Origin of the sequence: Pseudomonas sp. IC_126 (assembly GCF_004331835.1) — a bacterium.
GTDB lineage: Bacteria > Pseudomonadota > Gammaproteobacteria > Pseudomonadales > Pseudomonadaceae > Stutzerimonas.
Genome location: NZ_SJSS01000004.1, coordinates 162,414 through 185,054, shown reverse-complemented (window position 1 = coordinate 185,054; position 22,641 = coordinate 162,414). Strand labels below are relative to the sequence as shown.

24 protein-coding genes are annotated in these 22,641 nt (G+C 60.8%); 16 read left to right on the top strand and 8 right to left on the bottom strand.

The features are described from left to right. The first annotated feature begins 111 nt into the window (after window positions 1-111). The 3 genes from moaC to moaE are packed head-to-tail and all read left to right on the top strand — an operon-like array spanning window position 112 to window position 1,281. The gene (gene moaC / locus E0D86_RS14235) at window positions 112-582 is read left to right on the top strand and encodes a cyclic pyranopterin monophosphate synthase MoaC (RefSeq protein WP_131650698.1); all 471 of its coding nucleotides are present in this window, start codon (window positions 112-114) and stop codon (window positions 580-582) included. Further along, the gene (locus tag E0D86_RS14230) at window positions 579-827 is read left to right on the top strand and encodes a MoaD/ThiS family protein (protein WP_131650697.1); all 249 of its coding nucleotides are present in this window, start codon (window positions 579-581) and stop codon (window positions 825-827) included. The genes moaC and E0D86_RS14230 overlap by 4 nt, the downstream gene beginning before the upstream one ends. A 1-nt stretch (window position 828) precedes the next feature. Beyond that, the gene (moaE, locus tag E0D86_RS14225; RefSeq protein ID WP_131650696.1) at window positions 829-1,281 is read left to right on the top strand and encodes a molybdopterin synthase catalytic subunit MoaE; all 453 of its coding nucleotides are present in this window, start codon (window positions 829-831) and stop codon (window positions 1,279-1,281) included. Window positions 1,282-1,283: 2 nt separating this feature from the next. Here the strand turns inward: moaE and E0D86_RS21420 are convergent, their stop codons facing one another. The 4 genes from E0D86_RS21420 to E0D86_RS14210 all read right to left on the bottom strand — a co-directional run bounded on the left by E0D86_RS21420 (window position 1,284) and on the right by E0D86_RS14210 (window position 4,914). Further along, window positions 1,284-1,448 carry a hypothetical protein gene (locus E0D86_RS21420; RefSeq protein ID WP_165914247.1) on the bottom strand — a complete coding sequence of 55 codons (165 nt, stop codon included), beginning with the start codon at window positions 1,446-1,448 and terminating at the stop codon, window positions 1,284-1,286. A 152-nt stretch (window positions 1,449-1,600) separates the two neighbouring features. After that, window positions 1,601-3,010 (bottom strand): ATP-dependent RNA helicase RhlB, encoded by a 1,410-nt coding sequence (gene rhlB, locus E0D86_RS14220; RefSeq protein WP_131650695.1) that lies wholly within the window; start codon window positions 3,008-3,010, stop codon window positions 1,601-1,603. A 98-nt stretch (window positions 3,011-3,108) separates the two neighbouring features. Beyond that, window positions 3,109-4,044: a GGDEF domain-containing protein gene (locus E0D86_RS14215; RefSeq protein WP_131650693.1), complete on the bottom strand. Its 936-nt coding sequence runs from the start codon at window positions 4,042-4,044 to the stop codon at window positions 3,109-3,111. Between the two features lie 213 nt (window positions 4,045-4,257). Then, window positions 4,258-4,914, bottom strand: a complete 657-nt coding sequence (locus E0D86_RS14210) for an alpha/beta hydrolase (RefSeq protein WP_131650691.1) — start codon at window positions 4,912-4,914, stop codon at window positions 4,258-4,260. A gap of 339 nt (window positions 4,915-5,253) precedes the next feature. On the opposite strand from E0D86_RS14210, the gene E0D86_RS14205 reads away from it, so the two are divergent. From E0D86_RS14205 to E0D86_RS14180, 6 genes are all read left to right on the top strand, one after another. Continuing rightward, window positions 5,254-6,282: an amino acid ABC transporter substrate-binding protein gene (locus tag E0D86_RS14205; RefSeq protein WP_131650690.1), complete on the top strand. Its 1,029-nt coding sequence runs from the start codon at window positions 5,254-5,256 to the stop codon at window positions 6,280-6,282. Between the two features lie 88 nt (window positions 6,283-6,370). Then, window positions 6,371-7,555 (top strand): amino acid ABC transporter permease, encoded by a 1,185-nt coding sequence (locus E0D86_RS14200; RefSeq protein ID WP_131650688.1) that lies wholly within the window; start codon window positions 6,371-6,373, stop codon window positions 7,553-7,555. Window positions 7,556-7,565: 10 nt separating this feature from the next. After that, a complete protein-coding gene (locus tag E0D86_RS14195; protein ID WP_131650687.1) occupies window positions 7,566-8,663 on the top strand; it encodes an amino acid ABC transporter permease in 1,098 nt (365 codons plus the stop codon). Between the two features lie 10 nt (window positions 8,664-8,673). Further along, entirely contained in the window at window positions 8,674-9,450 is a 777-nt protein-coding gene (locus E0D86_RS14190; protein ID WP_131650685.1) for an amino acid ABC transporter ATP-binding protein, read from the top strand. Window positions 9,451-9,626: 176 nt separating this feature from the next. Further along, complete coding sequence (gene purL, locus E0D86_RS14185) at window positions 9,627-13,523, top strand: phosphoribosylformylglycinamidine synthase (protein WP_131650684.1); 3,897 nt, start codon at window positions 9,627-9,629, stop codon at window positions 13,521-13,523. Between the two features lie 197 nt (window positions 13,524-13,720). Continuing rightward, window positions 13,721-14,038, top strand: a complete 318-nt coding sequence (locus E0D86_RS14180) for a YqfO family protein (RefSeq protein ID WP_131650682.1) — start codon at window positions 13,721-13,723, stop codon at window positions 14,036-14,038. A 32-nt stretch (window positions 14,039-14,070) separates the two neighbouring features. Here the strand turns inward: E0D86_RS14180 and E0D86_RS14175 are convergent, their stop codons facing one another. Next, the gene (locus tag E0D86_RS14175; RefSeq protein WP_131650680.1) at window positions 14,071-14,571 is read right to left on the bottom strand and encodes a murein L,D-transpeptidase family protein; all 501 of its coding nucleotides are present in this window, start codon (window positions 14,569-14,571) and stop codon (window positions 14,071-14,073) included. 25 nt (window positions 14,572-14,596) lie between these two features. Further along, entirely contained in the window at window positions 14,597-15,151 is a 555-nt protein-coding gene (locus E0D86_RS14170; protein WP_131650678.1) for an NUDIX hydrolase, read from the bottom strand. A 196-nt stretch (window positions 15,152-15,347) separates the two neighbouring features. Here E0D86_RS14170 and E0D86_RS14165 point away from each other — a divergent pair, with 196 nt between their 5' ends. From E0D86_RS14165 to purT, 4 genes are read left to right on the top strand one after another with little or no spacing between them, the layout of a single operon-like run. Then, complete coding sequence (locus tag E0D86_RS14165) at window positions 15,348-15,962, top strand: CoA pyrophosphatase (RefSeq protein ID WP_131650676.1); 615 nt, start codon at window positions 15,348-15,350, stop codon at window positions 15,960-15,962. Window positions 15,963-15,964: 2 nt separating this feature from the next. Further along, on the top strand, window positions 15,965-16,489 hold the full coding sequence (locus tag E0D86_RS14160) for a gamma carbonic anhydrase family protein (protein WP_131650949.1): 525 nt from the start codon (window positions 15,965-15,967) through the stop codon (window positions 16,487-16,489). Next, the gene (locus E0D86_RS14155) at window positions 16,486-16,677 is read left to right on the top strand and encodes a DUF1289 domain-containing protein (RefSeq protein WP_131650675.1); all 192 of its coding nucleotides are present in this window, start codon (window positions 16,486-16,488) and stop codon (window positions 16,675-16,677) included. The genes E0D86_RS14160 and E0D86_RS14155 overlap by 4 nt, the downstream gene beginning before the upstream one ends. Before the next feature lie 57 nt (window positions 16,678-16,734). Next, window positions 16,735-17,916, top strand: coding sequence for a formate-dependent phosphoribosylglycinamide formyltransferase (gene purT, locus E0D86_RS14150; protein WP_131650674.1), 1,182 nt, complete (start codon window positions 16,735-16,737; stop codon window positions 17,914-17,916). A 26-nt stretch (window positions 17,917-17,942) separates the two neighbouring features. Here purT and E0D86_RS14145 read toward each other — a convergent pair whose 3' ends face one another. Then, window positions 17,943-19,229, bottom strand: a complete 1,287-nt coding sequence (locus tag E0D86_RS14145) for an HlyC/CorC family transporter (protein WP_131650673.1) — start codon at window positions 19,227-19,229, stop codon at window positions 17,943-17,945. A 9-nt stretch (window positions 19,230-19,238) separates the two neighbouring features. Continuing rightward, window positions 19,239-20,039: an inner membrane protein YpjD gene (locus tag E0D86_RS14140; RefSeq protein WP_131650672.1), complete on the bottom strand. Its 801-nt coding sequence runs from the start codon at window positions 20,037-20,039 to the stop codon at window positions 19,239-19,241. Between the two features lie 242 nt (window positions 20,040-20,281). Here E0D86_RS14140 and ffh point away from each other — a divergent pair, with 242 nt between their 5' ends. From ffh to rimM, 3 genes are all read left to right on the top strand, one after another. Further along, entirely contained in the window at window positions 20,282-21,658 is a 1,377-nt protein-coding gene (gene ffh / locus E0D86_RS14135; protein WP_131650671.1) for a signal recognition particle protein, read from the top strand. A gap of 187 nt (window positions 21,659-21,845) precedes the next feature. Then, window positions 21,846-22,097 (top strand): 30S ribosomal protein S16, encoded by a 252-nt coding sequence (gene rpsP, locus E0D86_RS14130; protein WP_009867795.1) that lies wholly within the window; start codon window positions 21,846-21,848, stop codon window positions 22,095-22,097. A 5-nt stretch (window positions 22,098-22,102) separates the two neighbouring features. Next, window positions 22,103-22,639 carry a ribosome maturation factor RimM gene (gene rimM, locus E0D86_RS14125; protein ID WP_131650670.1) on the top strand — a complete coding sequence of 179 codons (537 nt, stop codon included), beginning with the start codon at window positions 22,103-22,105 and terminating at the stop codon, window positions 22,637-22,639. The last annotated feature ends 2 nt before the right edge of the window (window positions 22,640-22,641 follow it).

Genomic DNA, 22,641 nt, shown 5'->3' with positions numbered 1-22,641 from the left:
CACAAAGACCGATGGCAGCGCTGGAGAGCTGGACGGCGGCGGGCATTTCGTCCAGCCTCCAGCCTCCATCGGTTAGACTGGCGGCCTGTCCCAATAACAAAAAGGTTAGCAATGCTCACCCATCTCGATTCACAGGGGCGGGCCAACATGGTCGACGTTACCGCCAAAGCCGTTACGGCACGCGAGGCGGTGGCGGAGGCAAAGGTCCGCATGCTTCCCGAAACCCTGCAGATGATTCAGCAGGGCGGACACCCCAAGGGCGACGTATTCGCGGTCGCCCGCATTGCCGGCATCCAGGCGGCAAAGAAGACCCATGAACTGATACCACTCTGCCATCCACTGTTGCTGACCAGCATCAAGGTCGACTTGCAGCCCGAAGGGGACGACTGCGTGCGTATTCAGGCGCGCTGCAAACTGGCCGGCCAGACCGGTGTGGAAATGGAAGCGCTGACCGCGGCGAGCATTGCCGCGCTGACCATCTACGACATGTGCAAAGCCGTCGACAAGGGCATGGTCGTGGAAGGGGTGCGGTTGCTGGAGAAGCTGGGCGGGAAAAGCGGACATTGGCAGGTGTCGACATGATTCACGTGCAGTATTTCGCTCGTTATCGCGAAACCCTTGGGCTCGATGCCGAGCAGCTGGAGTGGAATACATCGCTTCGGCACGTGGACGACCTCAGACAGCAACTGCTGGCACGCGGCAGCGAATGGTCGGTACTGAGCGAGGGGGGCCTGATGTGCGCGCGCAATCAGGAGCTGTGCGGACTCGATGAGCCGTTGGCCGACGGCGACGAAGTGGCATTCTTTCCCACCGTGACCGGAGGTTGATATGAGCGTGCGTGTCCAGCATAACCCGTTCGATCCGGGCGCCGAACTCAATGCGTTGCACGCGGCCAATCTCGGTATCGGCGCGGTAACTAGCTTCGTCGGCTATGTTCGCGATTTCAACGATGGGCATGATGTCGCCGGTATGTTTCTCGAGCACGCGCCGGGCATGACGGAAAAGGCGTTGCAGAAGATCATCGAGGAGGCGACTGCGCGATGGCCCTTGCTCAAGCTGGTGATCCTGCACCGGGTCGGACGACTCGAGCGAGGTGAGCCGATCGTCTTCGTCGGCGCCGCCAGCGCACACCGCGAAGCGGCATTCGACGGTTGCCGCTTCGTCATGGATTACCTGAAGACTCGAGCGCCGTTCTGGAAGAAGGAAGACACCCCGTCCGGCCCGCGCTGGGTCGAAGGGCGCTGTAGCGACCAGGCCGCCGCCGAGCGGTGGCGGCAGTAACGTCAGCCGAAGGTGATCTGCAGTTTGTAGAACAGGGTGGAAAGCATCGACAGGATGCCCAGCCCGAGTAGCGCGACACCCCATCCCCGCTCGCGAAAGTTGAAGCCGGCGCCCATCAGGATGAAGCTCGCGATGATTAGTATCAGCATGGTGTCGATGTCGACCATATGCTTGGCTCCTGCTGTGAAGGGTTTCCTTCACTGTAGGTGCTTATAGGACTTGATGGGTGATTTGCGTCAGTTCGACTGCAGTGACAGGGCAATTCGGGCATAAAAAAGGCGAAGCCGCAGCGGCTTCGCCTTTTCGCTTTCTGAGGTACTCAGCGCTTGGCCGGAACGGGCGCCAGGAGCTCTGCGGGTGGCATTTCACAGCTGATGCTGCGGCCCAGCAATGCTTCGATGGCCGGCAGGGCGAAGGCGTCATCCTCGCCGGCAAAGCTGATCGAGGTGCCGCTGGCGCCGGCTCGACCGGTGCGGCCGATGCGGTGCACGTAGTCGTCGGGTACTTCCGGCAGGGTGAAGTTGATCACGTGACTGATGCCGTCGACATGAATGCCGCGCCCGGCTACGTCGGTTGCCACCATGACGCGAATCTTGCCCTTGCGAAAGCCTTCCAAGGCGCGGATGCGTTTGTGCTGAGGCACGTCACCGGACATCTGCACGGCGCTGATACCGTCACGGGTGAGGCGCTCCTCGATACGGCGTACCTCGTCCTTGCGGTTGGCGAACACCATCACGCGGGTCCAGTCGTTCTGAGTGATCAGGTTGTAGAGCAGCTTGTACTTGTCACTGCCCGCTACGGCGTAGACATGCTGCTCGACCGTATCACTTGCAACGTTAACCGCTTCGATCTCGACGATCGCCGGATCGGTGGTCCACTGCTTGGCGAGGTTCATCACGTCGTCGGTGAAGGTGGCGGAAAACAGTAGCGTCTGGCGCTCGCTCTTGGGTGGCGTCTGGCGAATGATCTGGCGAACTTGGGGGATGAAGCCCATGTCGAGCATGCGGTCGGCTTCGTCGAGTACCAGCACCTCGACCATGTCCAGATGCACTTCGCCTCGTTGGTTGAAGTCCAGCAGGCGTCCCGGTGTAGCCACCAGAATGTCGCAATAGCGGGACTCCAGCGCCTTGAGTTGCTTGTCGAAGTCCATGCCGCCGACAAAGCTCATCACGTTCAAGCCGGTGTACTTGGTCAGGTTCAGTGCGTCGTTGGCAATCTGCACCACCAGTTCGCGGGTCGGCGCAATGATCAGCGCCCGCGGCTCACCCATGTAACGGTCGCTGGGCGGCGGCGTCTGCAACAGCTGGGTGATGGTGGAAATCAGGAAGGCCGCAGTTTTGCCTGTGCCGGTCTGTGCGCGACCGATTGCATCGCGGCCTTTGAGTGTGAACCCCAGAACCTGTGCCTGGATCGGCGTGCAATACGGGAAACCCAGGTCATGAATGGCGTGCATCAGTTCCGGGGCGAGTTTGAAGTCATGAAAGCGCGTTTTGCCTTCGGCAGGCTCGACCTGGAAGTCTTCCAGTTTCCAGGCAGGGGCGGGGGGGGCTGCGGGTTTGCGTGAGCGCTCTCGGCGAGGCTTGGGCGCTGCTGCGTCGACCGACTGCTCGGTTGTTTCAGGGCGCGCAGGGCGAGGAGTGTCGATAGGTGTCGAGGTGTCGCTGGCAGGCTGGGCGGCTGGCAGCTCTGCCGGACCTTTGCCAAAAATTTTCTTGAGTGCTTTGAGCACGGTTTCCGTCTCTGTCTATAAGGTTCGCCCGCCAGTGTAATGCAAGAAGCAGATACGGCGAAGACTTGCTCTGAGCCGCCATCGCAGTTGCCCGCTCGTCAGCCGCAGACGCAGTTTCGTCCTTGCGCCTTGGCCTGATAAAGCGCCTGGTCGGCGATATGGATCAGCCTTTTCAAATCGTCATTGGGTTGCATCGGCGCGACGCCGATAGAAATCGTGACGCCCGGCAGCGTGCCGATCGGCGAGCGGAACGAAGTGATTTCATCGAGGCTCTGGCGCAGGCGTTCGCCAACGTTGCGTGCATCGACCAGTCCCATATCGGGAAGCAGGATCACGAACTCCTCGCCTCCGTAGCGCACCAGGCTGTCGCTCGGACGGAGCAACTTCCCAAGCGTGTCGACCACAAGGCAAAGCGCATGGTCGCCAGCCAGATGTCCGTGTCGGTCGTTGTAATCCTTGAACCGGTCGACGTCGAGCATCAGGAGCGACAGCGGTTGGCCGTTGAAGGCGCAGCGGGTGCTCTCGCGGTTATAAATATGTTCCAGCCAGCGGCGGTTGAAAGAGCCGGTCAGGGTGTCGACGTTGGCATTCTGCTCACTGTTGATGATCAGACGATCGCTCAGGCGAACACGCTGGCAAAGCAGTTCGGCAAGGTTTTGCATCAGTCTGGGCGACCGCGTCAGCAGCGGCATCGAGCGGCGATGAAGCCGCAGTAGTTCCGAAGACTCGAGCGCAACGACGTAAGCCGATGGCGGCAGATTGTCCATGAAGCTGATTTCGCCGGCGCAATCGCCAGGTCCAATGGCGCGTACGGGTGGGCTATCGAGCGAGTCGAGGTGGACGGCGAGTTCGCCACTGAGAACCAGGTAAAGATATTGATTGTGCTCCAGTGGCGTGAGCAGAACGTCTCCGGCGGCGAGCGTGCACGGCTCGAAAGCCTCCTGCATCAGCCGCAGGCAGGGTTCGTCGACATGCTCCAGAAGGCGCGCCTGTTTGAGGTGCCGCATCTCGGCCCGCCGTTCGGCAAGCTTCATTGCTGCCATATCCGGCTGGAAGGCTTATTCGTCATGACTATCGCAAGGGCCTTGTAATGACCGGCAGGGTCGGCTTCGTCTGGCCGCGATGTGCGTTGCAATGGCAGGCGCATCGAGTTTGTTCTACCAACCCCAAGCGTAGCCTTGTTTTGTGATCAGGACAGGCGCGCGGCATCACATTTTCTTCAGCTGCGCGCTCGCCTGTCTTGCCGATCAACCGAGGCGCGCAGTGAGCCAATCGCCGATGTCGCGGATCTCATCGAGCACCACTTCGTGGGCCATTGGATAGTCCTTCCACTGGGCCGAAACCTCGTTTTGCACCAGGCATTCATAAGCGGCTCGTCCCATAGCGGGCGGCACGACGTCATCTCTCGATCCGTGCAGGCAGAGCACCGGCAGGCTCGCCTGTAATGGCGACAGCTCCAGATCATCGTTGAAGGTAGGCGCGTAGGTCGACAACGCCATAACCCCGCCGAGCGGCCCGGCCCAGCGCAGGAAGGCGGTGTGATAGGCCACCGCGCCGCCCTGGGAAAAGCCTGCCAGGAAAATTCTCCTAGGGTCGATCCCGCTGTCGCGCTGCGCCTCGATCAGCGCTATCACGGCCTGCGCCGACTGCTCGAGTTGGGCCTGGTTAATGGCCCGAGCCGGGCTCATGGCGATGATGTCGTACCAGCTTGGCATCGCCCAGCCGCCGTTGATCGTCACCGCCTGGGTAGGCGCTTGAGGCAGCACGAAGCGTGTCTGCAGCAGGCGCTGCTGCAGCGCTTCGGCCACCGGTAGAAAATCGTAGCGATCGGCACCGAGGCCGTGCAGCCAGATGACGCATGAGTCCGCGGTGTTGGCAGGTTCGATGATCAAGGGGTCGCTCATGTTGGGCTCCGTCTGGGCGCCCGCCTCAAGTTGGGGCAGGCGCGAAAGGTGAATGCGGCAATATGCGGCGAGGTTACCTGCACCGGCCCGTGCGATGAAGCGGCAAGATAGCGGGAAATGCGCTTTCGCTCGATCTGGTATGCCGCTTGCTTTGGCCCTTGCGCCATCTGCGCCGGTGTCGTCTGCGTTCTTGCAGGCGAACGCATCGGGAGGAGTTGCCGATCATCAATCGGCGGCTAGACTCAGGTCAGGTCCTTCGGCCGTTACGTCGGCAGGCATATTGCGATGCAGGCGGAAGACCCCGACCCAGCAGAATAAAAAAGCAAACTGGAGGTTTCGATGACAAGGGTTAAATCCACACTGGCCGTGCTTGGTGCCGCGACACTTTTGGGCGCCAGCGGCTTGGCTCAGGCAGGGGCGACCCTGGATGCCGTGAAAAGCAAGGGCTTCGTGCAGTGCGGTATCAGCGACGGGTTGCCGGGCTTTTCATATGCCGACGCTAAGGGCGAGTACAAGGGAATCGATGTGGATGTCTGCCGCGCGGTAGCGGCTGCGGTATTTGGCGATGCGAGCAAGGTGAAGTTCAGCCCGCTGACCGCCAAGGAGCGCTTCACCGCACTGCAATCGGGTGAGGTCGACGTGCTTTCGCGCAACACCACCTGGACCAGTTCGCGCGACTCGGCGATGGGGCTGAATTTTACCGGCGTCACCTACTACGATGGCCAGGGCTTTCTGGTGAACAAGGAGCTCGGCGTGTCCAGCGCCAAAGAACTCGATGGCGCCACTGTGTGCATCCAGGCTGGCACCACCACCGAACTGAACCTCTCCGACTATTTCCGCGCCAACAGCCTCAACTACACACCCATCACTTACGACACCTCGGATGAGAGCGCCAAGTCGCTGGAGTCCGGACGCTGCGACGTGCTCACCTCCGACCAATCCCAGCTCTATGCCCAGCGCATCAAGCTGGCCAAACCGGACGATTACATCGTGCTGCCGGAAGTCATCTCCAAGGAGCCGCTCGGCCCTGCGGTGCGCCAAGGTGACGAGGAGTGGTTCGATATCGTGCGCTGGTCACTCTTCGCCATGATCAATGCCGAAGAGCTTGGCGTTACGGCGGCGAACGTCGAGGACACCGCGAAAAACACCAAGAACCCGGATGTTGCGCGTCTGCTCGGTGCTGAAGGCGAATATGGCAAGGATCTGAAGTTGCCGAAGGACTGGGCAGTGCAGATCGTCAAGCAAGTCGGCAACTACGGCGAAGTGTTCGAGCGCAACATCGGCTCCGGTAGTGAACTGAAGATCGAACGCGGGCTGAATGCGCTCTGGAACAATGGGGGCCTCCAGTACGCACCGCCGGTGCGTTGATCGAGCCGGGCCGGCGCATAGTCGGCCTTGTTTCAAGGATGAGCGATGCCGGTGCGCTCGTACCGGCGCCGCCGAATGAGGTTTCTTGATGCGAACCATTGCCAAATCGGGGGCGGCGCGCGGCTCGCTGCTCACGGATCCACAGGCGCGTGCCTGGCTGTTCCAGGTCATCGCCGTTATTACTGTCATCGCGATCGGCTGGTTTCTGTTTCACAACACCCAGACCAATCTTGCCCACCGGGGCATCAATTCCGGTTTCGGATTTCTCGACAACGCCGCCGGCTTCGGCATCCCTCAGCACCTGATCGACTACAGCGAAAGCGACTCATACGGCCGGGTCTTTTGGGTCGGTCTGCTCAATACGCTGCTGGTGAGCGTAGTCGGCATCATTCTGGCGACTATCATCGGCTTCATTCTCGGAATAGGCCGATTGTCGCCGAACTGGCTGATCCGCCAGATCGCCACTGTTTATATCGAGATCTTCCGCAACATTCCGCCGCTGCTGCAGATATTCTTCGTCTATTTCGCTGTGCTGGCCCCTTTGCCCGGGCCGCGCGACAGCCTGTCCCTGTGGGACATCATCTTCGTCAACAACCGGGGCATACAGATGCCTTCGCCGAGCGCGGGGGAAGGCTTCTGGCCGTTCTGGATCGCGATGTTCCTAGCATTGGCGGCCATCGTCCTGCTCAACCGCTGGGCGCGGGCCCGGCGTCATGCCACGGGGCAGTCATTTCCAGTGTTCTGGACCAGTCTCGGATTGTTCCTCGGGATTCCAGGGCTGTGTGCACTGGTGTTTGGCGGGCCGTTCCTCTGGGAGATTCCGGAACTGCAACGCTTCAACATTCGTGGCGGCTGGGTGGTGATTCCCGAACTTGTGTCCATCGTGCTGGCACTGTCGATCTACACGGCAGCTTTCATCGGCGAAACCGTGCGCGCCGGCATTCAATCGGTGAGCCATGGCCAGACCGAAGCGGCCGCTTCGCTGGGGCTGCGACCTAGTCGGGTGCTGCGGCTGGTCATCGTGCCGCAGGCCTTGCGCGTGATCATCCCGCCGTTGACCAGCCAGTACCTCAATCTGGCGAAGAACTCCTCGCTGGCGGCCGCCATCGGCTACCCCGACATGGTCTCGCTGTTCGCTGGCACGGTGCTCAACCAGACCGGTCAGGCGATCGAAACCATGGCAATCACCATGAGCGTTTACTTGGCTATCAGCATCAGCATTTCGCTGCTGATGAACTGGTACAACAAGCGCATCGCGCTGATCGAACGGTGAGGGCAGGCTCATGACGACTCATATGTTCAAGCCTGACCTGCCGGCACCTTCGCGCAACATCGGCGTGGTCGGTTGGCTACGGGCCAATCTATTTTCCAGCTGGATCAATACGTTGATGACGCTGGTCGGCTTGTATCTGATCTGGGTGATCGTCCCGCCGATCATCGACTGGGCCATCATCAAGGCTGACTGGACCGGCGAGACGCGCGCCGACTGCAGCCGGGAGGGCGCGTGCTGGGTGTTCATCCAAACGCGTTTCAGTCAGTTCATGTACGGCTTCTACCCGACGGAGCTGCGCTGGCGGGTGGATACCGCCGCCTGGCTGGCGATTCTCGGTGCGGCGCCTCTGTTCCTCCGGCAGATGCCGCGCAAGGTGCATTACGGCATCGGCTATCTGTTGCTCTATCCGTTGCTGGCCTACTGGCTGCTGCACGGCGGCTTCTTCGGTCTGGAAACGGTTCCGACGTCGCGCTGGGGCGGGTTGATGCTGACCATCGTGATCGCCGCAGTGGGCATTGCTGGCGCTTTGCCGATGGGCATCCTGCTGGCGCTGGGGCGCCGCTCGGACATGCCGGCGATCCGTGTGCTGTGTGTCACCTTCATCGAATTCTGGCGCGGCGTGCCGCTGATCACCGTGCTGTTCATGTCATCGGTCATGCTGCCGCTGTTCCTGCCCGAGGAGATGAACCTCGACAAGCTGATGCGGGCCATGGTGATGGTGATCTTCTTCGAGGCCGCCTACATCGCAGAAGTGGTACGCGGCGGTCTACAGGCGATACCCAAGGGCCAATACGAAGCGGCGGCGGCGATGGGTCTGGGCTACTGGCGCAGCATGGTCCTGGTGATCCTGCCGCAGGCGCTGAAGATGGTCATTCCCGGCATCGTCAACACCTTCATTGCGCTGTTCAAGGACACCAGCCTGGTGATCATCATCGGCCTGTTCGACTTCCTCAACAGCATCAAACGCGCAACTTCGGATCCTGCCTGGCTCGGCATGTCCACCGAGGGCTACGTCTTTGCCGCGCTGGTTTACTGGATTTTCTGTTTCGGCATGTCGCGCTATTCCATGCACCTGGAGCGCAAGCTCGACACCAGCCACCGGACTTAGGAGAGACACCATGAGCGATACATCACTGCAAGCCGGGCAGCCTGAGCGCTCCGGCGAACCGGTCATCCAGATGCAGGGCGTGAACAAATGGTTCGGCCAGTTCCATGTACTCAAGGACATCGACCTGAGCGTCACCCAGGGCGAGCGAATCGTGCTGTGCGGGCCCTCCGGCTCGGGCAAATCGACCACTATTCGCTGCCTCAATAGGCTCGAAGAGCACCAAAAGGGCCGCATCGTGATCAACGGCGTGGAGCTGACCAACGACCTCAAGCAGATCGAGGCGATTCGCAGCGAAGTGGGCATGGTTTTCCAGCATTTCAATCTGTTCCCGCACCTGACGGTGCTGCAGAACTGCACGCTGGCGCCCATGTGGGTGCGCAAGCTGCCGCGACGCCAGGCGGAAGAGATCGCCATGCATTACCTGGAGCGCGTGCGCATTCCGGAACAGGCTGACAAATTTCCCGGGCAGCTTTCCGGCGGCCAGCAACAACGCGTGGCCATCGCTCGTGCCCTGTGTATGAAGCCCAAGATCATGCTGTTCGACGAACCCACTTCGGCGCTGGATCCGGAAATGGTCAAGGAGGTGCTGGATACCATGGTCGGCCTCGCCGAGAGCGGCATGACCATGCTCTGCGTGACCCACGAAATGGGCTTCGCCCGCACCGTGGCCGACCGGGTGATCTTCATGGACAAAGGCGAGATCGTTGAGCAAGCCGATCCAGAGGTGTTCTTTACCAACCCAGTCAATGAGCGGACGAAACTGTTCTTAAGCCAGATACTGCATTAAAGAGCAGCGAGGGTAGGGTGGGCTTCAGCCCACCCATTGGATCTTTTGGACTTTGGTGGGCTGAAGCGGAGCGCCGCCCGGCCCACCCTACGGCGTACCCTGAGAACTGCCCCTTGCCCATCGTCATAGGCTAGAATACGCGGCCCGACTGCTCCCTCTCCGAGGCTGTTCCGACGATGTTGATCCTGCGCGGCGCTCCCGCTCTTTCCGCCTTCCGTCACGGCAAGCTCCTGGCACAACTGACCGCGAAGGTCCCCGCTGTAAGCGGGCTGTATGCCGAGTTCGCTCATTTCGCTGAAGTATCCGGCACGCTTGGTGCGGACGAGGAGCAAGTGCTCGCCCGGCTGCTCAAGTATGGCCCGAGCGTCCCTGTGCAGGAGCCGGCTGGCCGGCTGTTCCTGGTGGTGCCGCGTTTCGGCACCATTTCGCCCTGGTCGAGCAAGGCCAGCGATATCGCCCACAACTGCGGTCTCGGCAAGATCCAGCGCCTGGAACGCGGTATCGCCTTCTACGTACAAGGCGAGCTTGGCGATGCCGAGGCACAGCTGATCGCCGCTGCGCTGCATGACCGCATGACCCAGCTGGTGCTCGAGCGCTTCGAAGACGCCGCCAATTTGTTCAGCCACGCACAGCCCAAGCCGCTCACCGCAGTGGATGTGCTGGGCGGTGGCCGGGCCGCGCTGGAGCAGGCCAACGTCGAGCTGGGCCTGGCCCTGGCCGATGACGAAATCGACTATCTGGTGACCAGCTTCGAAGGGCTGGGGCGCAACCCCCACGACATCGAGCTGATGATGTTCGCCCAGGCCAACTCCGAGCATTGCCGGCACAAAATCTTCAACGCCAGCTGGGACATCGACGGCGAGAGCCAGGACAAGTCCCTGTTCGGCATGATCAAGAACACCTACCAGATGCATTCCGAGGGCGTGCTGTCGGCCTACAAGGACAATGCCTCGGTGATCGTCGGCCACGAGGCCGGGCGTTTCTACCCGGATGCCGCGACCGGCGAATATGCCGCGCACCGCCAGCCGGTGCATATCCTGATGAAGGTGGAAACCCACAACCACCCGACCGCCATCGCACCCTTCCCCGGCGCAGCCACCGGTTCGGGCGGCGAGATTCGTGACGAAGGCGCCACCGGTCGCGGCTCCAAGCCCAAGGCCGGGTTGACCGGCTTCACCGTGTCCAATCTGAACATTCCCGATTTCGAGCAGCCCTGGGAAAAGCCCTACGGCAAGCCCGAGCGCATCGTCACCCCGCTGGACATCATGATCGAAGGCCCGCTGGGCGGCGCCGCGTTCAACAACGAATTCGGCCGTCCGGCGCTGGCTGGCTATTTCCGTACCTTCGAGCAAAGCATCGAAACCCCTCGCGGCGAAGAAGTGCGCGGCTATCACAAGCCGATCATGCTCGCCGGCGGCCTGGGCAATATCCGTGAAGATCACGTGCAGAAGGGCGAGATTTCGGTCGGCGGCAAGCTGATCGTGCTCGGCGGCCCGGCGATGCTGATTGGCCTCGGCGGCGGTGCGGCCTCTTCCATGGCCACCGGCGCCAGCTCGGCGGATCTGGATTTCGCCTCGGTGCAGCGCGACAACCCGGAAATGGAGCGTCGTTGCCAGGAAGTGATCGACCGCTGCTGGCAGCAGGGCGAACAGAACCCGATCAAGTTCATCCACGACGTCGGCGCGGGCGGTCTGTCCAACGCCTTCCCCGAGCTGGTCAACGATGCCGGCCGCGGCGGCCGCTTCGATCTGCGCAACATTCCCAACGACGAACCGGGCATGGCGCCGCACGAGATCTGGTGCAACGAATCCCAGGAGCGCTACGTGCTCTCGGTGGACGCCGTTGATTTCGAGCGTTTCAAGGCCATCTGCGAGCGCGAGCGCTGCCCATTCGCGGTGGTCGGCGAGGCTACCGAAGAGCCGCACCTGACCGTGGCCGACAGCCATTTCGGCAACAAGCCGGTGGACATGCCGCTCAACGTGCTGCTCGGCAAGACGCCGCGCATGCACCGCAGCGCCAACCGCGAAGCCGAACTGGGTGATGATTTCAGCGCGGCCTCGGTCTATCTGGATGACGCCGTTGGCCGGGTGCTGCGCCATCCGGCGGTAGCCAGCAAGAGCTTCCTGATCACCATCGGCGACCGCAGCATCACCGGCATGGTGGCGCGCGATCAGATGGTCGGCCCCTGGCAGGTGCCGGTGGCTGACTGCGCCGTGACCACCACCAGCTACGACGTCAACACTGGCGAAGCCATGGCCATGGGCGAGCGCACCCCGCTGGCGCTGCTCGATGCCCCGGCCTCCGGGCGCATGGCCATCGGCGAAACCCTGACTAACCTCGCTGCCGCGCGCATCGAAAAACTCTCCGATATCAAGCTGTCCGCCAACTGGATGGCCGCCGCAGGGCACCCGGGTGAAGACGCACGCCTGTACGACACGGTCAAAGCCGTCGGCATGGAGCTGTGCCCGCAGTTGGGCCTGACCATTCCGGTGGGCAAGGACTCGATGTCGATGAAGACCCGCTGGGACGAGGAGGGCGCTGAGAAGAGCGTCACTTCGCCCATGTCGCTGGTCGTCTCCGGCTTCGCGCCGGTGGTCGATGTACGCAAGACTCTGACGCCGCAGCTGCGCCTGGACAAGGGCGCCACCGACCTGATCCTGATCGACCTGGGCCGTGGCCAGAACCGCATGGGCGCGTCGATCCTCGCCCAGGTGTACGGCAAGCTTGGCCGCCAGGCACCGGACGTCGACGATGCTGAGGATCTGCAGGCATTCTTCGCGGTGATCCAGGGGTTGAATGCCGATGGCCTGCTGCAGGCCTATCACGACCGTTCCGATGGTGGTCTGCTGACCACTGTGCTGGAAATGGCCTTTGCTGGTCATTGCGGGCTGAACCTGAACCTGGACGGTCTGCTGGACGATGCGGACGAGATTCCGGCCGTGCTGTTCAACGAAGAGCTGGGCGCGGTGATCCAGGTGCGCCAGGACGATACCGAAATCGTCTTGGCACAGTTCAGCGCCGCCGGCCTCGGCGATTGCGTGGCGGTGATCGGCCAGCCGGCCAACAATGGCTACATCTCGATCCGGCTTGCCGGCAGCGAAGTGTTCAGTGGAGATCGCCGCCTACTGCAACAGCAGTGGAGCGAGACCAGCTATCGCATCCAGCGCCTGCGCGACAACGTCGAGTGCGCCGATCAGGAATTCGATGCGCTGCTGGAAGAGGACAACCCCGGCCTCAACGTCAAGCTCAGCTTCGACGTCAACCAGGACATCGCCGCGCCCTACATCAAGCGCGGCGTGCGACCGCAGGTGGCGATCCTGCGTGAGCAAGGCGTTAACGGCCAGACCGAGATGGCGGCCGCTTTCGACCGCGCCGGCTTCGCCGCTGTGGACGTGCACATGAGTGACATTCTCTCGGGACGCATCAGCCTGGAACGCTTCAAAGGCCTGGTTGCCTGCGGCGGTTTTTCCTATGGCGACGTGCTCGGCGCCGGTGAAGGCTGGGCCAAGTCGATCCTGTTCAACAGCCGTGCGCGCGAGGAGTTCAGCGCTTTCTTCGAGCGCAGCGACAGCTTCGGCCTGGGTATCTGCAACGGTTGCCAGATGCTTTCCAATCTGCACGAGCTGGTGCCTGGTAGCGAGTCCTGGCCGCATTTCGTGCGCAACCGTTCCGAGCAGTTCGAGGCGCGCGTGGCCATGGTCCAGGTGCAGGATTCGCCGTCGATCTTCCTTCAGGGCATGGCCGGTTCGCGTCTGCCGATCGCGATTGCGCACGGGGAAGGGCATGCGGAGTTCGAAAGCGAGGAAGCACTGCTCGAGGCGGATCTATCCGGCACCGTTGCCCTGCGCTACGTGGACAACCATGGTAAGGTCACCGAGCGTTATCCGGCCAACCCTGGCGGCTCCCCGCGCGGTATCACAGGTTTGACCACGCGCGACGGTCGCGTGACCATCATGATGCCGCACCCGGAGCGTGTCTTCCGTGCCGTGACCAACTCCTGGCGCCCAGATGAGTGGCAGGAAGACGGTGGCTGGATGCGCATGTTCCGCAACGCGCGGGTCTGGGTCGACTGAAGCCATGCAGTACTGAGAGAAGCCCGGACACCTGCGCGTGCTCCGGGCTTTTTTGTGAACCAGTCACCAGCGTTTCGCTGAACCAAGCCCGCGGGGACACGTCTGATCGTTGATCGGTAGCAGTGCTTGATGTTTCGGCTTCTGGCAAATTGGTTTGTAAGCGGGCATCTGTTCCGCCCCTGGTTCCGGAGAGGCTGATGTACAAGCTGTGTTTCTATGTTCCCGAAAGCCATCTGGGCGAAGTCAAGGAAGCGGTTTTCGCAGCGGGCGGCGGTCGCATTGGGGCTTATGACCATTGCTGCTGGCAGGTGCTCGGGCACGGCCAGTATCGACCGCTGGAAGGCAGCCAGCCGTTCCTCGGGCAGCAGGGCCAGGTGCAGCCGGTTGCCGAGTGGAAGGTGGAACTGGTAGTCGCCGACGAATTGATCCACGACAGCGTCAAGGCGCTCAAGCGTGCGCATCCTTACGAAACGCCTGCGTTCGAGGTCTGGCGGTTGTCGGATATGGTTTTCTGAGAAGACGAAGCAGCGTCGGAGTTTCGACTGGCCTACGGACGAATCTCGATCAGCGTGCCGTCTTTCACCAGATTCCATATCTCACGCATGTCGTCATTCTTCAGCGCGATGCAGCCCTCGGTCCAGTCAAGGGTATGGAAAAACCACTCGGGGTATTCCTCATCCAGCGGCGTGCCATGAAGCATGATCATGCTGCCTGGTCGCGCGCCGTCGGCACGGGCGCGGGCCAAATCCCTGGCGTTCGGGTAGGAGATATGCATCGCCAGGTTGTACTTGTCGGACGTTTTGCGCCAATTGATCCAGTACAACCCTTCCGGCGTTCGCTGATCGCCTTCGCGCTGCTTGGGACCGGGCTGTTTCCCCAGCGAGACGCGATAGCTTTTCATCGTCACGCCCCGGCTGATCAAGTGCAGCTGGCGTTCCGATTTGACCACCAGCACCTTGTCGATAAACGAGGCATCGAAGACTGGCGCAGCGGTGGCATGGGAAAGAGTGGCAAAGGTGAAGCAGACGATCGCTAACAGCCAGCGCATGAGGCGTTCCTGAATCCTTACGACATCAGACCTGTCTGCGCGCCATCGGCATAGGTGCGATGGCTTCGTTGCGCACCGGGAAGGTCTGCTGCACCCGGTCGGCGAAAAAGTATTCTAGGGTACGGCCCACGGTCGGGAAAGCCAGCTCTGACCAAGGGATCTCGGCCTGGCTGAAAAGCTTGACCTCGAGACTCTCGTCTCCTGCACAGAATCGATCATCGAGCAGCTCGGCGCGAAAGAACGTGTAGACCTGGTTGATGTGCGGCAGGTCGAACAGCGTATAGAGACGCAGGCCCGTAACTCTGGCGCAGGCTTCTTCCAACGTTTCTCGCTCCGCTGCCTGCTGCATGGTTTCGCCGTTTTCCATGAAGCCGGCCGGCAATGTCCAATAGCCACGCCGTGGCTCGATTGCGCGCCGACAGAGCAATATAGAGTCGCCCCAGACGGGCAGGCAACCGGCAACGATCCGTGGGTTCTGGTAGTGAATCGTGTCACAGGCTGCACAGACGAAGCGGATTCGGTTATCTCCGTCAGGTATTTGTTCTGTGATTGTGCTGCCGCATTGGCTGCAGTATTTCATCGCGCTTCCTTCGGTCTACGGATCATCGTTACAGCCTTGGTCGAACACGCACGAGCTACCGCTCAGAACTAGTTTGTCGTGAGAAGTCCATTCGTGCCACTGCCGATTGCCGTCGAGCACGGTTTTGGTTGCGCCTGTCTTGGGCGCCTCGGTGATTCATGCCATGATGCTTGCCAAAGACGGAAAGAGACGTTTCATGCTGGACAAAATACTCCAACGGGTGCGTGACTATTCCCCGCATCTTCTGGAGCCGGAAGGCCGGATGCCCGAAGCGGCGGTCTTGATGCCCATCACCCGTGGCGATTCGCCGGAGCTGGTCCTGACCCTGCGCGCCAGTGGTCTATCCACTCATGGCGGCGAGGTGGCATTTCCCGGTGGCCGGCGTGATCCCGAAGATCGAGATCTAGTCCATACCGCATTGCGCGAAGCCGAGGAAGAAGTTGGCCTGGCTCCGGGGATAGTAGAAATCGTCGGACCGCTGAGCAGCCTCGTATCGCTGCATGGTATCCACGTCACGCCTTATGTCGGCATCGTGCCGGACTATGTCGAATACCGCGCCAACGATGCTGAGATTGCCTCGGTGTTTTCCGTGCCACTGGACTTTTTCTGCCAGGACGCGCGGGAGGTGACCCACCGAATCGATTACCAGGGTGTTGCCTGGTACGTCCCGTCTTACCACTATGGCGAATACAAAATCTGGGGATTGACGGCCATCATGATCGTCGAGCTGGTGAACCTGGTATACGACGCCGGGATCGAAATGCACAGCCCTCCCGCTTCTTATATCGATTTGAGCCAGAAGAGGTCATGATCGTGAAATATCGCCTGGGTGATTCCCGTGTCGAAACCCATCCCGAGAGCTGGGTCGCACCAAACGCTACTCTGGTCGGCAAGATCCGCCTTGATGCAGGGGCCAACGTCTGGTTCGGTGCGGTGCTGCGTGGCGACAACGAACTGATCCATGTCGGCGAAAACAGCAACGTGCAGGACGGCAGTGTCATGCACACCGACATGGGCTATCCGCTGACGCTGGGGACCGGCGTCACCGTTGGGCATAACGCCATGCTGCACGGGTGTACTGTCGGCGATTACAGCCTGGTCGGGATCAACGCGGTGATCCTCAACGGGGCGAAGATCGGCAAGTACTGCATCATCGGCGCCAACACATTGATTGCCGAAGGTAAGGAGATCCCCGATGGCTCGCTGGTGGTGGGGTCGCCCGGCAAAGTGGTTCGCGAGCTGACCGAACAGCAGAAGAAGATGCTCGAAGCGAGCGCTGCGCATTACGTACACAACGCCCAGCGCTACGCGCGAGATCTGGCGGAGCAAGACGATTGATTGCTGACGATAAGCCGGTTGCGTCTCCTTGCGTCAGCATCTGCGCGCTGGACGAAGACGATTTCTGCACCGGCTGCCAGCGCAGCATCGACGAAATCCGCCGCTGGAGCCAGATGGGCAATCCGGAGCGGCGGCAGGTGCTGCTGCGTTGTCACGAGCGGGCACGCGTCAGCGGGCTGCTGTTCTGACGCCGAAGCGCAACGCGTCGGCGCGACTTTATTAGTGTCTGCATAACGAGGACTTCCATGCCCCGAATAGGTACTCCGCTGTCGGCCAGCGCAACCCGTGTGCTGCTCTGTGGCTCCGGTGAGCTCGGCAAGGAGCTGGTCATCGAGCTTCAACGCCTGGGCGTGGAAGTCATTGCGGTGGACCGTTACGCCAACGCTCCGGCCATGCAGGTGGCGCATCGTCATCATGTCGTCGATATGCTCGACGGCGCTGCGCTGAGGGCGATCATCGAGCAGGAAAGACCACATTTCATCGTGCCGGAAATCGAAGCGATCGCCACCGCGACGCTGGTGGAGCTGGAGCGCGAAGGTTATACGGTCATCCCTACCGCGCGGGCCGCGCAGCTCACTATGAACCGCGAAGGTATTCGCCGCCTGGCTGCTGAGGAGCTTGGTCTGCCGACTTCGCCGTACCGTTTCGCCGACTCGCTGGAGGAATGTCGCGCGGCGGCTTCCTTGCTCGGCTTCCCCTGCCTGATCAAGCCTGTCATGAGTTCGTCCGGCAAGGGGCAATCGGTCCTGCGAAGTGAAGCCGATATCGTCACGGCCTGGGACTATGCGCAAGCTGGCGGTAGAGCCGGGAAAGGGCGGGTGATCGTCGAAGGTTTCGTCGATTTCGACTATGAAATCACGCTGCTGACCGTTCGGCATGCAGCTGGAACCGCCTTCTGCCAGCCGGTTGGGCATCGTCAGGAAAAGGGTGATTATCAGGAATCCTGGCAGCCGCAGCCGATGACTGCAGGCGCAATGGCCGAGGCTGAACGCATTGCGCTGGCGGTCACCGACGCGCTGGGTGGACGCGGTATTTTCGGTGTCGAACTTTTCATCAAGGGTGACAAGGTCTGGTTCTGCGAGGTTTCACCCAGGCCGCACGATACGGGCCTAGTGACCCTTGTCTCCCAGGATCTTTCCGAGTTTGCGCTGCATGCCCGGGCGATCCTTGGACTACCGATTCCGGCGATCCGTCAGTTTGGACCATCGGCTTCGGCCGTGGTGCTGGTGGAGGGTGAGTCCGAGCAGGTGAGCTTCGGCAATCTGGCCGCCGCGATGGTCGAGCCAGATACGGCACTGCGTCTGTTCGGCAAACCGGGCGTCAGCGGGCAGCGGCGAATGGGAGTGGCCCTGGCTCGCGACGTGTCGATCGAGGCTGCGCGTGCCAAGGCGATGCGGGTGGCCTCGGCTATCGATATCGAATTCTGAAAGGCGGGACCGGGCGACGCAACGAATTATGGCGTGTCGCTCGGTTCTTCCTGGATATCTTCGGCCACCCAAGCGCGCACGCTTTTGACGCGATTGTCTGCGGCCTGCAAGACTTCGAATCGATACTGCTTGATCTGCAGGCAGATACCGCTATCTGGAATATGCTCAAGCGCTTCGGTAATCAATCCATTAAGCGTCTTCGGCCCGTCGCAGGGTAATTGCCAGCTCAGCGCTCGGTTTACTTCGCGTAGATAGGCGGCGCCGTCTATCACCAAGGTGCCATCGTCCTGGGGGTGTATATCCGGGCTGCGCAAGGCATCCTGGTTGCTGAACTCGCCAACGATCTCTTCGAGAATATCTTCCAGGGTAACGATCCCCAGTACATCGCCATATTCATCCACCACGATGCCGATGCGGCGCTTTTGTTTTTGAAAATTGAGCAACTGGGTAGAGAGCGGGGTGTTTTCGGGGACGAAATAGGGCTCGTTGCAGGCTTCTAGCAGACTGTCCTTGGTTAGTTGGTCGTGACTGAGCAGGCGGGCGATCTGCCGCATGTGCACGATACCTTCGATCTGGTTGATGTCCTTGCGGAACACTGGCAGACGGGTGTGCGGTGTGGTGCGTAACTGGCCAACAATGGTTTCCAAGTCATCCTCAAGATCAATGCCGGCGACTTCGTTGCGCGGGATCATGATGTCGTCGACAGTCACCCGTTCGAGGTCAAGAATGCCGAGCAGCATGTTCTGTCGATTCAGCGGCAGATCGCTACCGGATTCACGCACCACGCTGCGTAGCTCTTCGGTGGACAGGCTATCGGTGCCTTTCTTGGACGGGTCCACACCGAGCAGCTTGAGCAGTCCATTGCTGATCCAGCCGAGCAGTGCGACCAGCGGATACAGCACCTTCTGCAGCAGCATCAACGGCAGGCTGACTGGATAGGCGACCACCTCTGGGCGCAGGGCCGCTAGTGTCTTGGGAGTGATCTCACCAAAGATCAACAAGATGATTGTCAGGCCGATGGTGGCAATGGCAATCCCGGCCTCGCCCCATAATTGCATCGCCAGAACTGTCGCGATCGAAGAGGCGAGGATATTGACGAAATTGTTACCTACAAGAATGGTGCCCAGCAGGCGGTCGGGCCTGGACAGCAATTCGATGGCTCGTTTGGCTCCGGAGTGACCTTCTTTTGCCTGATGGCGCAAGCGATAGCGGTTGAGGCTGAGCATTCCGGTTTCGGAACTTGAAAAAAAAGCTGAGCACAAAAGCAGGAAGACCAGCAGGCCAACCAGAAAGCCGGGATGTAGATTTTCCACGTGGTGGCCCTAGATGTGCAGGATGAATTCGCGGACCAGCTTGCTGCCGAAATAGGCCAACATCAGCAGACAGAAGCCCGCCAGCGTCCAGCGAATGGCCTTGTAGCCGCGCCAGCCAAGCTGATGGCGCCCCCACAGCAATAGGCCGAAGATTACCCAGGCGATGACTGATAGCAGTGTTTTATGCACAAGATGCTGGGCAAACAGATTGTCGAGGAACAGCCAGCCGGAAATCAGTGATGCCGATAGCAGCAGCCAGCCGGCGAGGAGGAAGCCGAACAGCAGGCTCTCCATGGTTTGTAGGGGCGGGAAGTTCTTGATCAGGCCGGACGGGTGTTTGTGCTTGAGGTGGTGGTCCTGCAGCAGCAGCAGCAGTGACTGAAAGACCGCAATCGTAAGCATCCCGTAAGCAAGAATGGAAAACAGGATATGCGCCAGTATCCCTGGCTCCTCGCTGATGGCCGGCGCGGTGCCGGACGGCGCGAACTGGGCGAAAAGCACTGTCAGACAACCGAGCGGAAAAAGAAGCAGCAGAAGATTCTCGACTGGCATGCGATGAAGCGCGAGCAGAATCAGGAGAATCACGGCTGCGGCAATCAGGCTCGAGGCCGTGAAGAAATCCAGGTGCAGTCCGCTCGGCGACAGCAGTTGGATGAACAGGCTCACCCCGTGCGCAACGAGCGCCAAGGCGCCCAGGACGATAAGCAGGCGCTTATTCGGCACGGTGCGTTGCGCCAGGCGTAGGCCTTGGTATCCGGTGACGCCAGCATAAAGGCAGGCGGCAGCTAGGCTCGGTAGCAGAGGGTGCATAGGTCTGTTAACAGGCTCGAAAGGCGCTGAGTGTGGCATAAACACTCAGCGCAAAAAAGCGTGCAGGCGAGCGGTATGGTGCCGCGTAGCTCGGTGTGTGGGCGCGTTATCGGATGATGCGGTGCCCAGTTGTTGGCGCTGGTTGGCCTGTGACGATGAAAAGCATGGTCGGCGGGGTACCGGCCCGAGGCTTGCAGCTTCTATAATCGCTGCCTTAACCACATCCAGCGTGGAAACGGCACATGTTTGAAAACCTAACCGACCGCCTCTCCCAGACGCTTCGCCATGTTACCGGCAAGGCCAAGCTGACCGAGGACAATATCAAGGACACCCTGCGTGAAGTGCGGATGGCGCTGCTCGAAGCTGACGTCGCACTGCCGGTGGTCAAGGATTTCGTCGCCAAGGTCAAGGATCGAGCTGTCGGAACGGAAGTATCAAAGAGCCTGACCCCGGGCCAGGCATTCGTGAAGATCGTCCGCGCCGAGCTGGAAGAGCTGATGGGGGCGGCCAACGAAGATCTGGCACTGAGCGTGGCGCCGCCCGCCGTAGTGCTGATGGCCGGGTTGCAGGGTGCGGGCAAGACCACTACGGTGGGCAAGCTTGCGCGATTCCTCAAAGAGCGTAAGAAGAAATCCGTACTGGTGGTGTCTGCCGACGTCTACCGTCCCGCGGCAATCAAGCAGCTCGAGACCCTGGCCGCTGAAGTCGGGGTGACCTTTTTCCCTTCCGACACCAGCCAGAAGCCGGTAGAGATCGCCCAGGCCGCGATCCGCGAAGCCAAGCTGAAGTTCATCGACGTGGTGCTGGTGGATACCGCCGGTCGCCTGGCCATCGATGCCGAGATGATGGCTGAGATCCAGGCTGTGCATGCCGCCATCAACCCGGCTGAGACGCTGTTCGTGGTCGACGCCATGACCGGTCAGGACGCCGCGAACACAGCCCGCGCCTTCGGTGAAGCATTGCCGCTCACCGGCGTGGTGCTGACCAAGGTCGATGGTGATGCTCGTGGTGGTGCCGCGTTGTCGGTGCGTCACATTACCGGCAAGCCGATCAAGTTCCTCGGCATGGGCGAGAAGAGCGATGCGCTCGAACCCTTCCATCCGGATCGCATCGCTTCGCGCATTCTCGGCATGGGCGACGTGCTCAGCCTGATCGAGCAGGCCGAGCAGACCCTCGACCGCGAGAAGGCCGAGAAACTCACCAAGAAGCTGAAGAAGGGCAAGGGGTTCGACCTCGAAGACTTCCGCGATCAACTGCAGCAGATGAAGAACATGGGTGGCCTAGGTGGGCTGATGGACAAGCTGCCCTCGATCGGTGGCATGAATCTATCCCAGATGGGTAACGCCCAGGGCGCTGCGGAAAAGCAGTTCAAACAGATGGAAGCCATCATCAACTCAATGACGCCCGTCGAGCGTCGCAACCCCGACATCATCAGCGGCTCGCGCAAGCGCCGCATCGCCATGGGGTCGGGCACGCAAGTGCAGGACATCGGGCGGCTGATCAAGCAGCACAAGCAGATGCAGAAGATGATGAAGAAGGTTACCGGCAAGGGCGGCATGGCCAAGATGATGCGCGGCATGGGCGGCATGTTCCCCGGCGGCGGGATGCCGAAATTCTGAACGACAGCTGCAAGCCCCGGGCTGTCAGGCAATGAGTAAATGATCCGGCGCGTTCGGGTTTTGCATTTACTTGTAGCTTGCGGCTTGAAGCTTGCTGCTTTTACTCGTAAAATGCGCGGCCTTTCGGGCCCAGGCCCATTTTAAGTGTGTGCCTTAAGTTAGCACCGACTACAGGAACGATGTTCACATGGTAACTATTCGTCTCGCCCGTGGCGGCTCCAAGAAGCGCCCTTTCTACCACCTGACCGTGACCAACAGCCGCAATGCGCGCGACGGTCGCTTCGTTGAGCGTATCGGTTTCTTCAACCCGATCGCTTCGGGTGCGGAAGTGAAGCTGTCTGTAAACCAGGAGCGTGCCGCTTACTGGCTGAGCCAGGGCGCACAGCCGTCTGAGCGCGTTGCTCAGCTGCTGAAGGAAGCTGCCAAGGCCGCTGCCTGAATCGCATGAACGCAACGTCTGCTCCGGCCGAAGATCTGATCGTAATCGGCAAAATCGTTTCGGTGCATGGCGTGCGTGGTGACGTAAAGGTCTATTCCTTTACCGATCCGATCGACAATCTGCTGGATTATCGTCGCTGGACGCTCAGGCGAGGTGACGAGGTCAAGCAGGTCGAGCTGGTTAGTGGGCGTCTCCAGGGCAAAATCCTGGTGGCTACGCTGAGAGGGTTGACCGATCGGGAAGTTGCGCGAACCTACGCCGACTTCGAGATCTGCATTCCTCGTAGTGAGCTTCCGCCACTGACCGGAGAGGAATACTACTGGTATCAGCTTCAGGGCCTGAAGGTCATCAACCAGCTCGGGGAAGTGCTCGGACGGGTTGACCATCTGCTCGAAACCGGTGCCAACGATGTCCTGGTGGTCAAGCCGTGTGACGGCAGCCTGGACGATCGTGAGCGGCTGCTGCCTTATACCGATCCTTGCGTGTTGAAGGTCGATCTAGAAGCAGGCGAGATGCATGTCGAATGGGACGCGGATTTCTGAGC

What these genes read in the sequence shown, in the direction of transcription:
- moaC (WP_131650698.1), top strand. Translation starts at nt 112, where the DNA reads ATGCTCACCCATCTCGATTCACAGGGGCGGGCCAACATGGTCGACGTT.
- E0D86_RS14230 (WP_131650697.1), top strand. Translation starts at nt 579, where the DNA reads ATGATTCACGTGCAGTATTTCGCTCGTTATCGCGAAACCCTTGGGCTC.
- moaE (WP_131650696.1), top strand. Translation starts at nt 829, where the DNA reads ATGAGCGTGCGTGTCCAGCATAACCCGTTCGATCCGGGCGCCGAACTC.
- E0D86_RS21420 (WP_165914247.1), bottom strand. Translation starts at nt 1,448, where the DNA reads ATGGTCGACATCGACACCATGCTGATACTAATCATCGCGAGCTTCATC.
- E0D86_RS14215 (WP_131650693.1), bottom strand. Translation starts at nt 4,044, where the DNA reads ATGAAGCTTGCCGAACGGCGGGCCGAGATGCGGCACCTCAAACAGGCG.
- E0D86_RS14210 (WP_131650691.1), bottom strand. Translation starts at nt 4,914, where the DNA reads ATGAGCGACCCCTTGATCATCGAACCTGCCAACACCGCGGACTCATGC.
- E0D86_RS14205 (WP_131650690.1), top strand. Translation starts at nt 5,254, where the DNA reads ATGACAAGGGTTAAATCCACACTGGCCGTGCTTGGTGCCGCGACACTT.
- E0D86_RS14200 (WP_131650688.1), top strand. Translation starts at nt 6,371, where the DNA reads ATGCGAACCATTGCCAAATCGGGGGCGGCGCGCGGCTCGCTGCTCACG.
- E0D86_RS14195 (WP_131650687.1), top strand. Translation starts at nt 7,566, where the DNA reads ATGACGACTCATATGTTCAAGCCTGACCTGCCGGCACCTTCGCGCAAC.
- E0D86_RS14190 (WP_131650685.1), top strand. Translation starts at nt 8,674, where the DNA reads ATGAGCGATACATCACTGCAAGCCGGGCAGCCTGAGCGCTCCGGCGAA.
- purL (WP_131650684.1), top strand. Translation starts at nt 9,627, where the DNA reads ATGTTGATCCTGCGCGGCGCTCCCGCTCTTTCCGCCTTCCGTCACGGC.
- E0D86_RS14180 (WP_131650682.1), top strand. Translation starts at nt 13,721, where the DNA reads ATGTACAAGCTGTGTTTCTATGTTCCCGAAAGCCATCTGGGCGAAGTC.
- E0D86_RS14175 (WP_131650680.1), bottom strand. Translation starts at nt 14,571, where the DNA reads ATGCGCTGGCTGTTAGCGATCGTCTGCTTCACCTTTGCCACTCTTTCC.
- E0D86_RS14170 (WP_131650678.1), bottom strand. Translation starts at nt 15,151, where the DNA reads ATGAAATACTGCAGCCAATGCGGCAGCACAATCACAGAACAAATACCT.
- E0D86_RS14165 (WP_131650676.1), top strand. Translation starts at nt 15,348, where the DNA reads ATGCTGGACAAAATACTCCAACGGGTGCGTGACTATTCCCCGCATCTT.
- purT (WP_131650674.1), top strand. Translation starts at nt 16,735, where the DNA reads ATGCCCCGAATAGGTACTCCGCTGTCGGCCAGCGCAACCCGTGTGCTG.
- E0D86_RS14140 (WP_131650672.1), bottom strand. Translation starts at nt 20,039, where the DNA reads ATGCACCCTCTGCTACCGAGCCTAGCTGCCGCCTGCCTTTATGCTGGC.
- ffh (WP_131650671.1), top strand. Translation starts at nt 20,282, where the DNA reads ATGTTTGAAAACCTAACCGACCGCCTCTCCCAGACGCTTCGCCATGTT.
- rpsP (WP_009867795.1), top strand. Translation starts at nt 21,846, where the DNA reads ATGGTAACTATTCGTCTCGCCCGTGGCGGCTCCAAGAAGCGCCCTTTC.
- rimM (WP_131650670.1), top strand. Translation starts at nt 22,103, where the DNA reads ATGAACGCAACGTCTGCTCCGGCCGAAGATCTGATCGTAATCGGCAAA.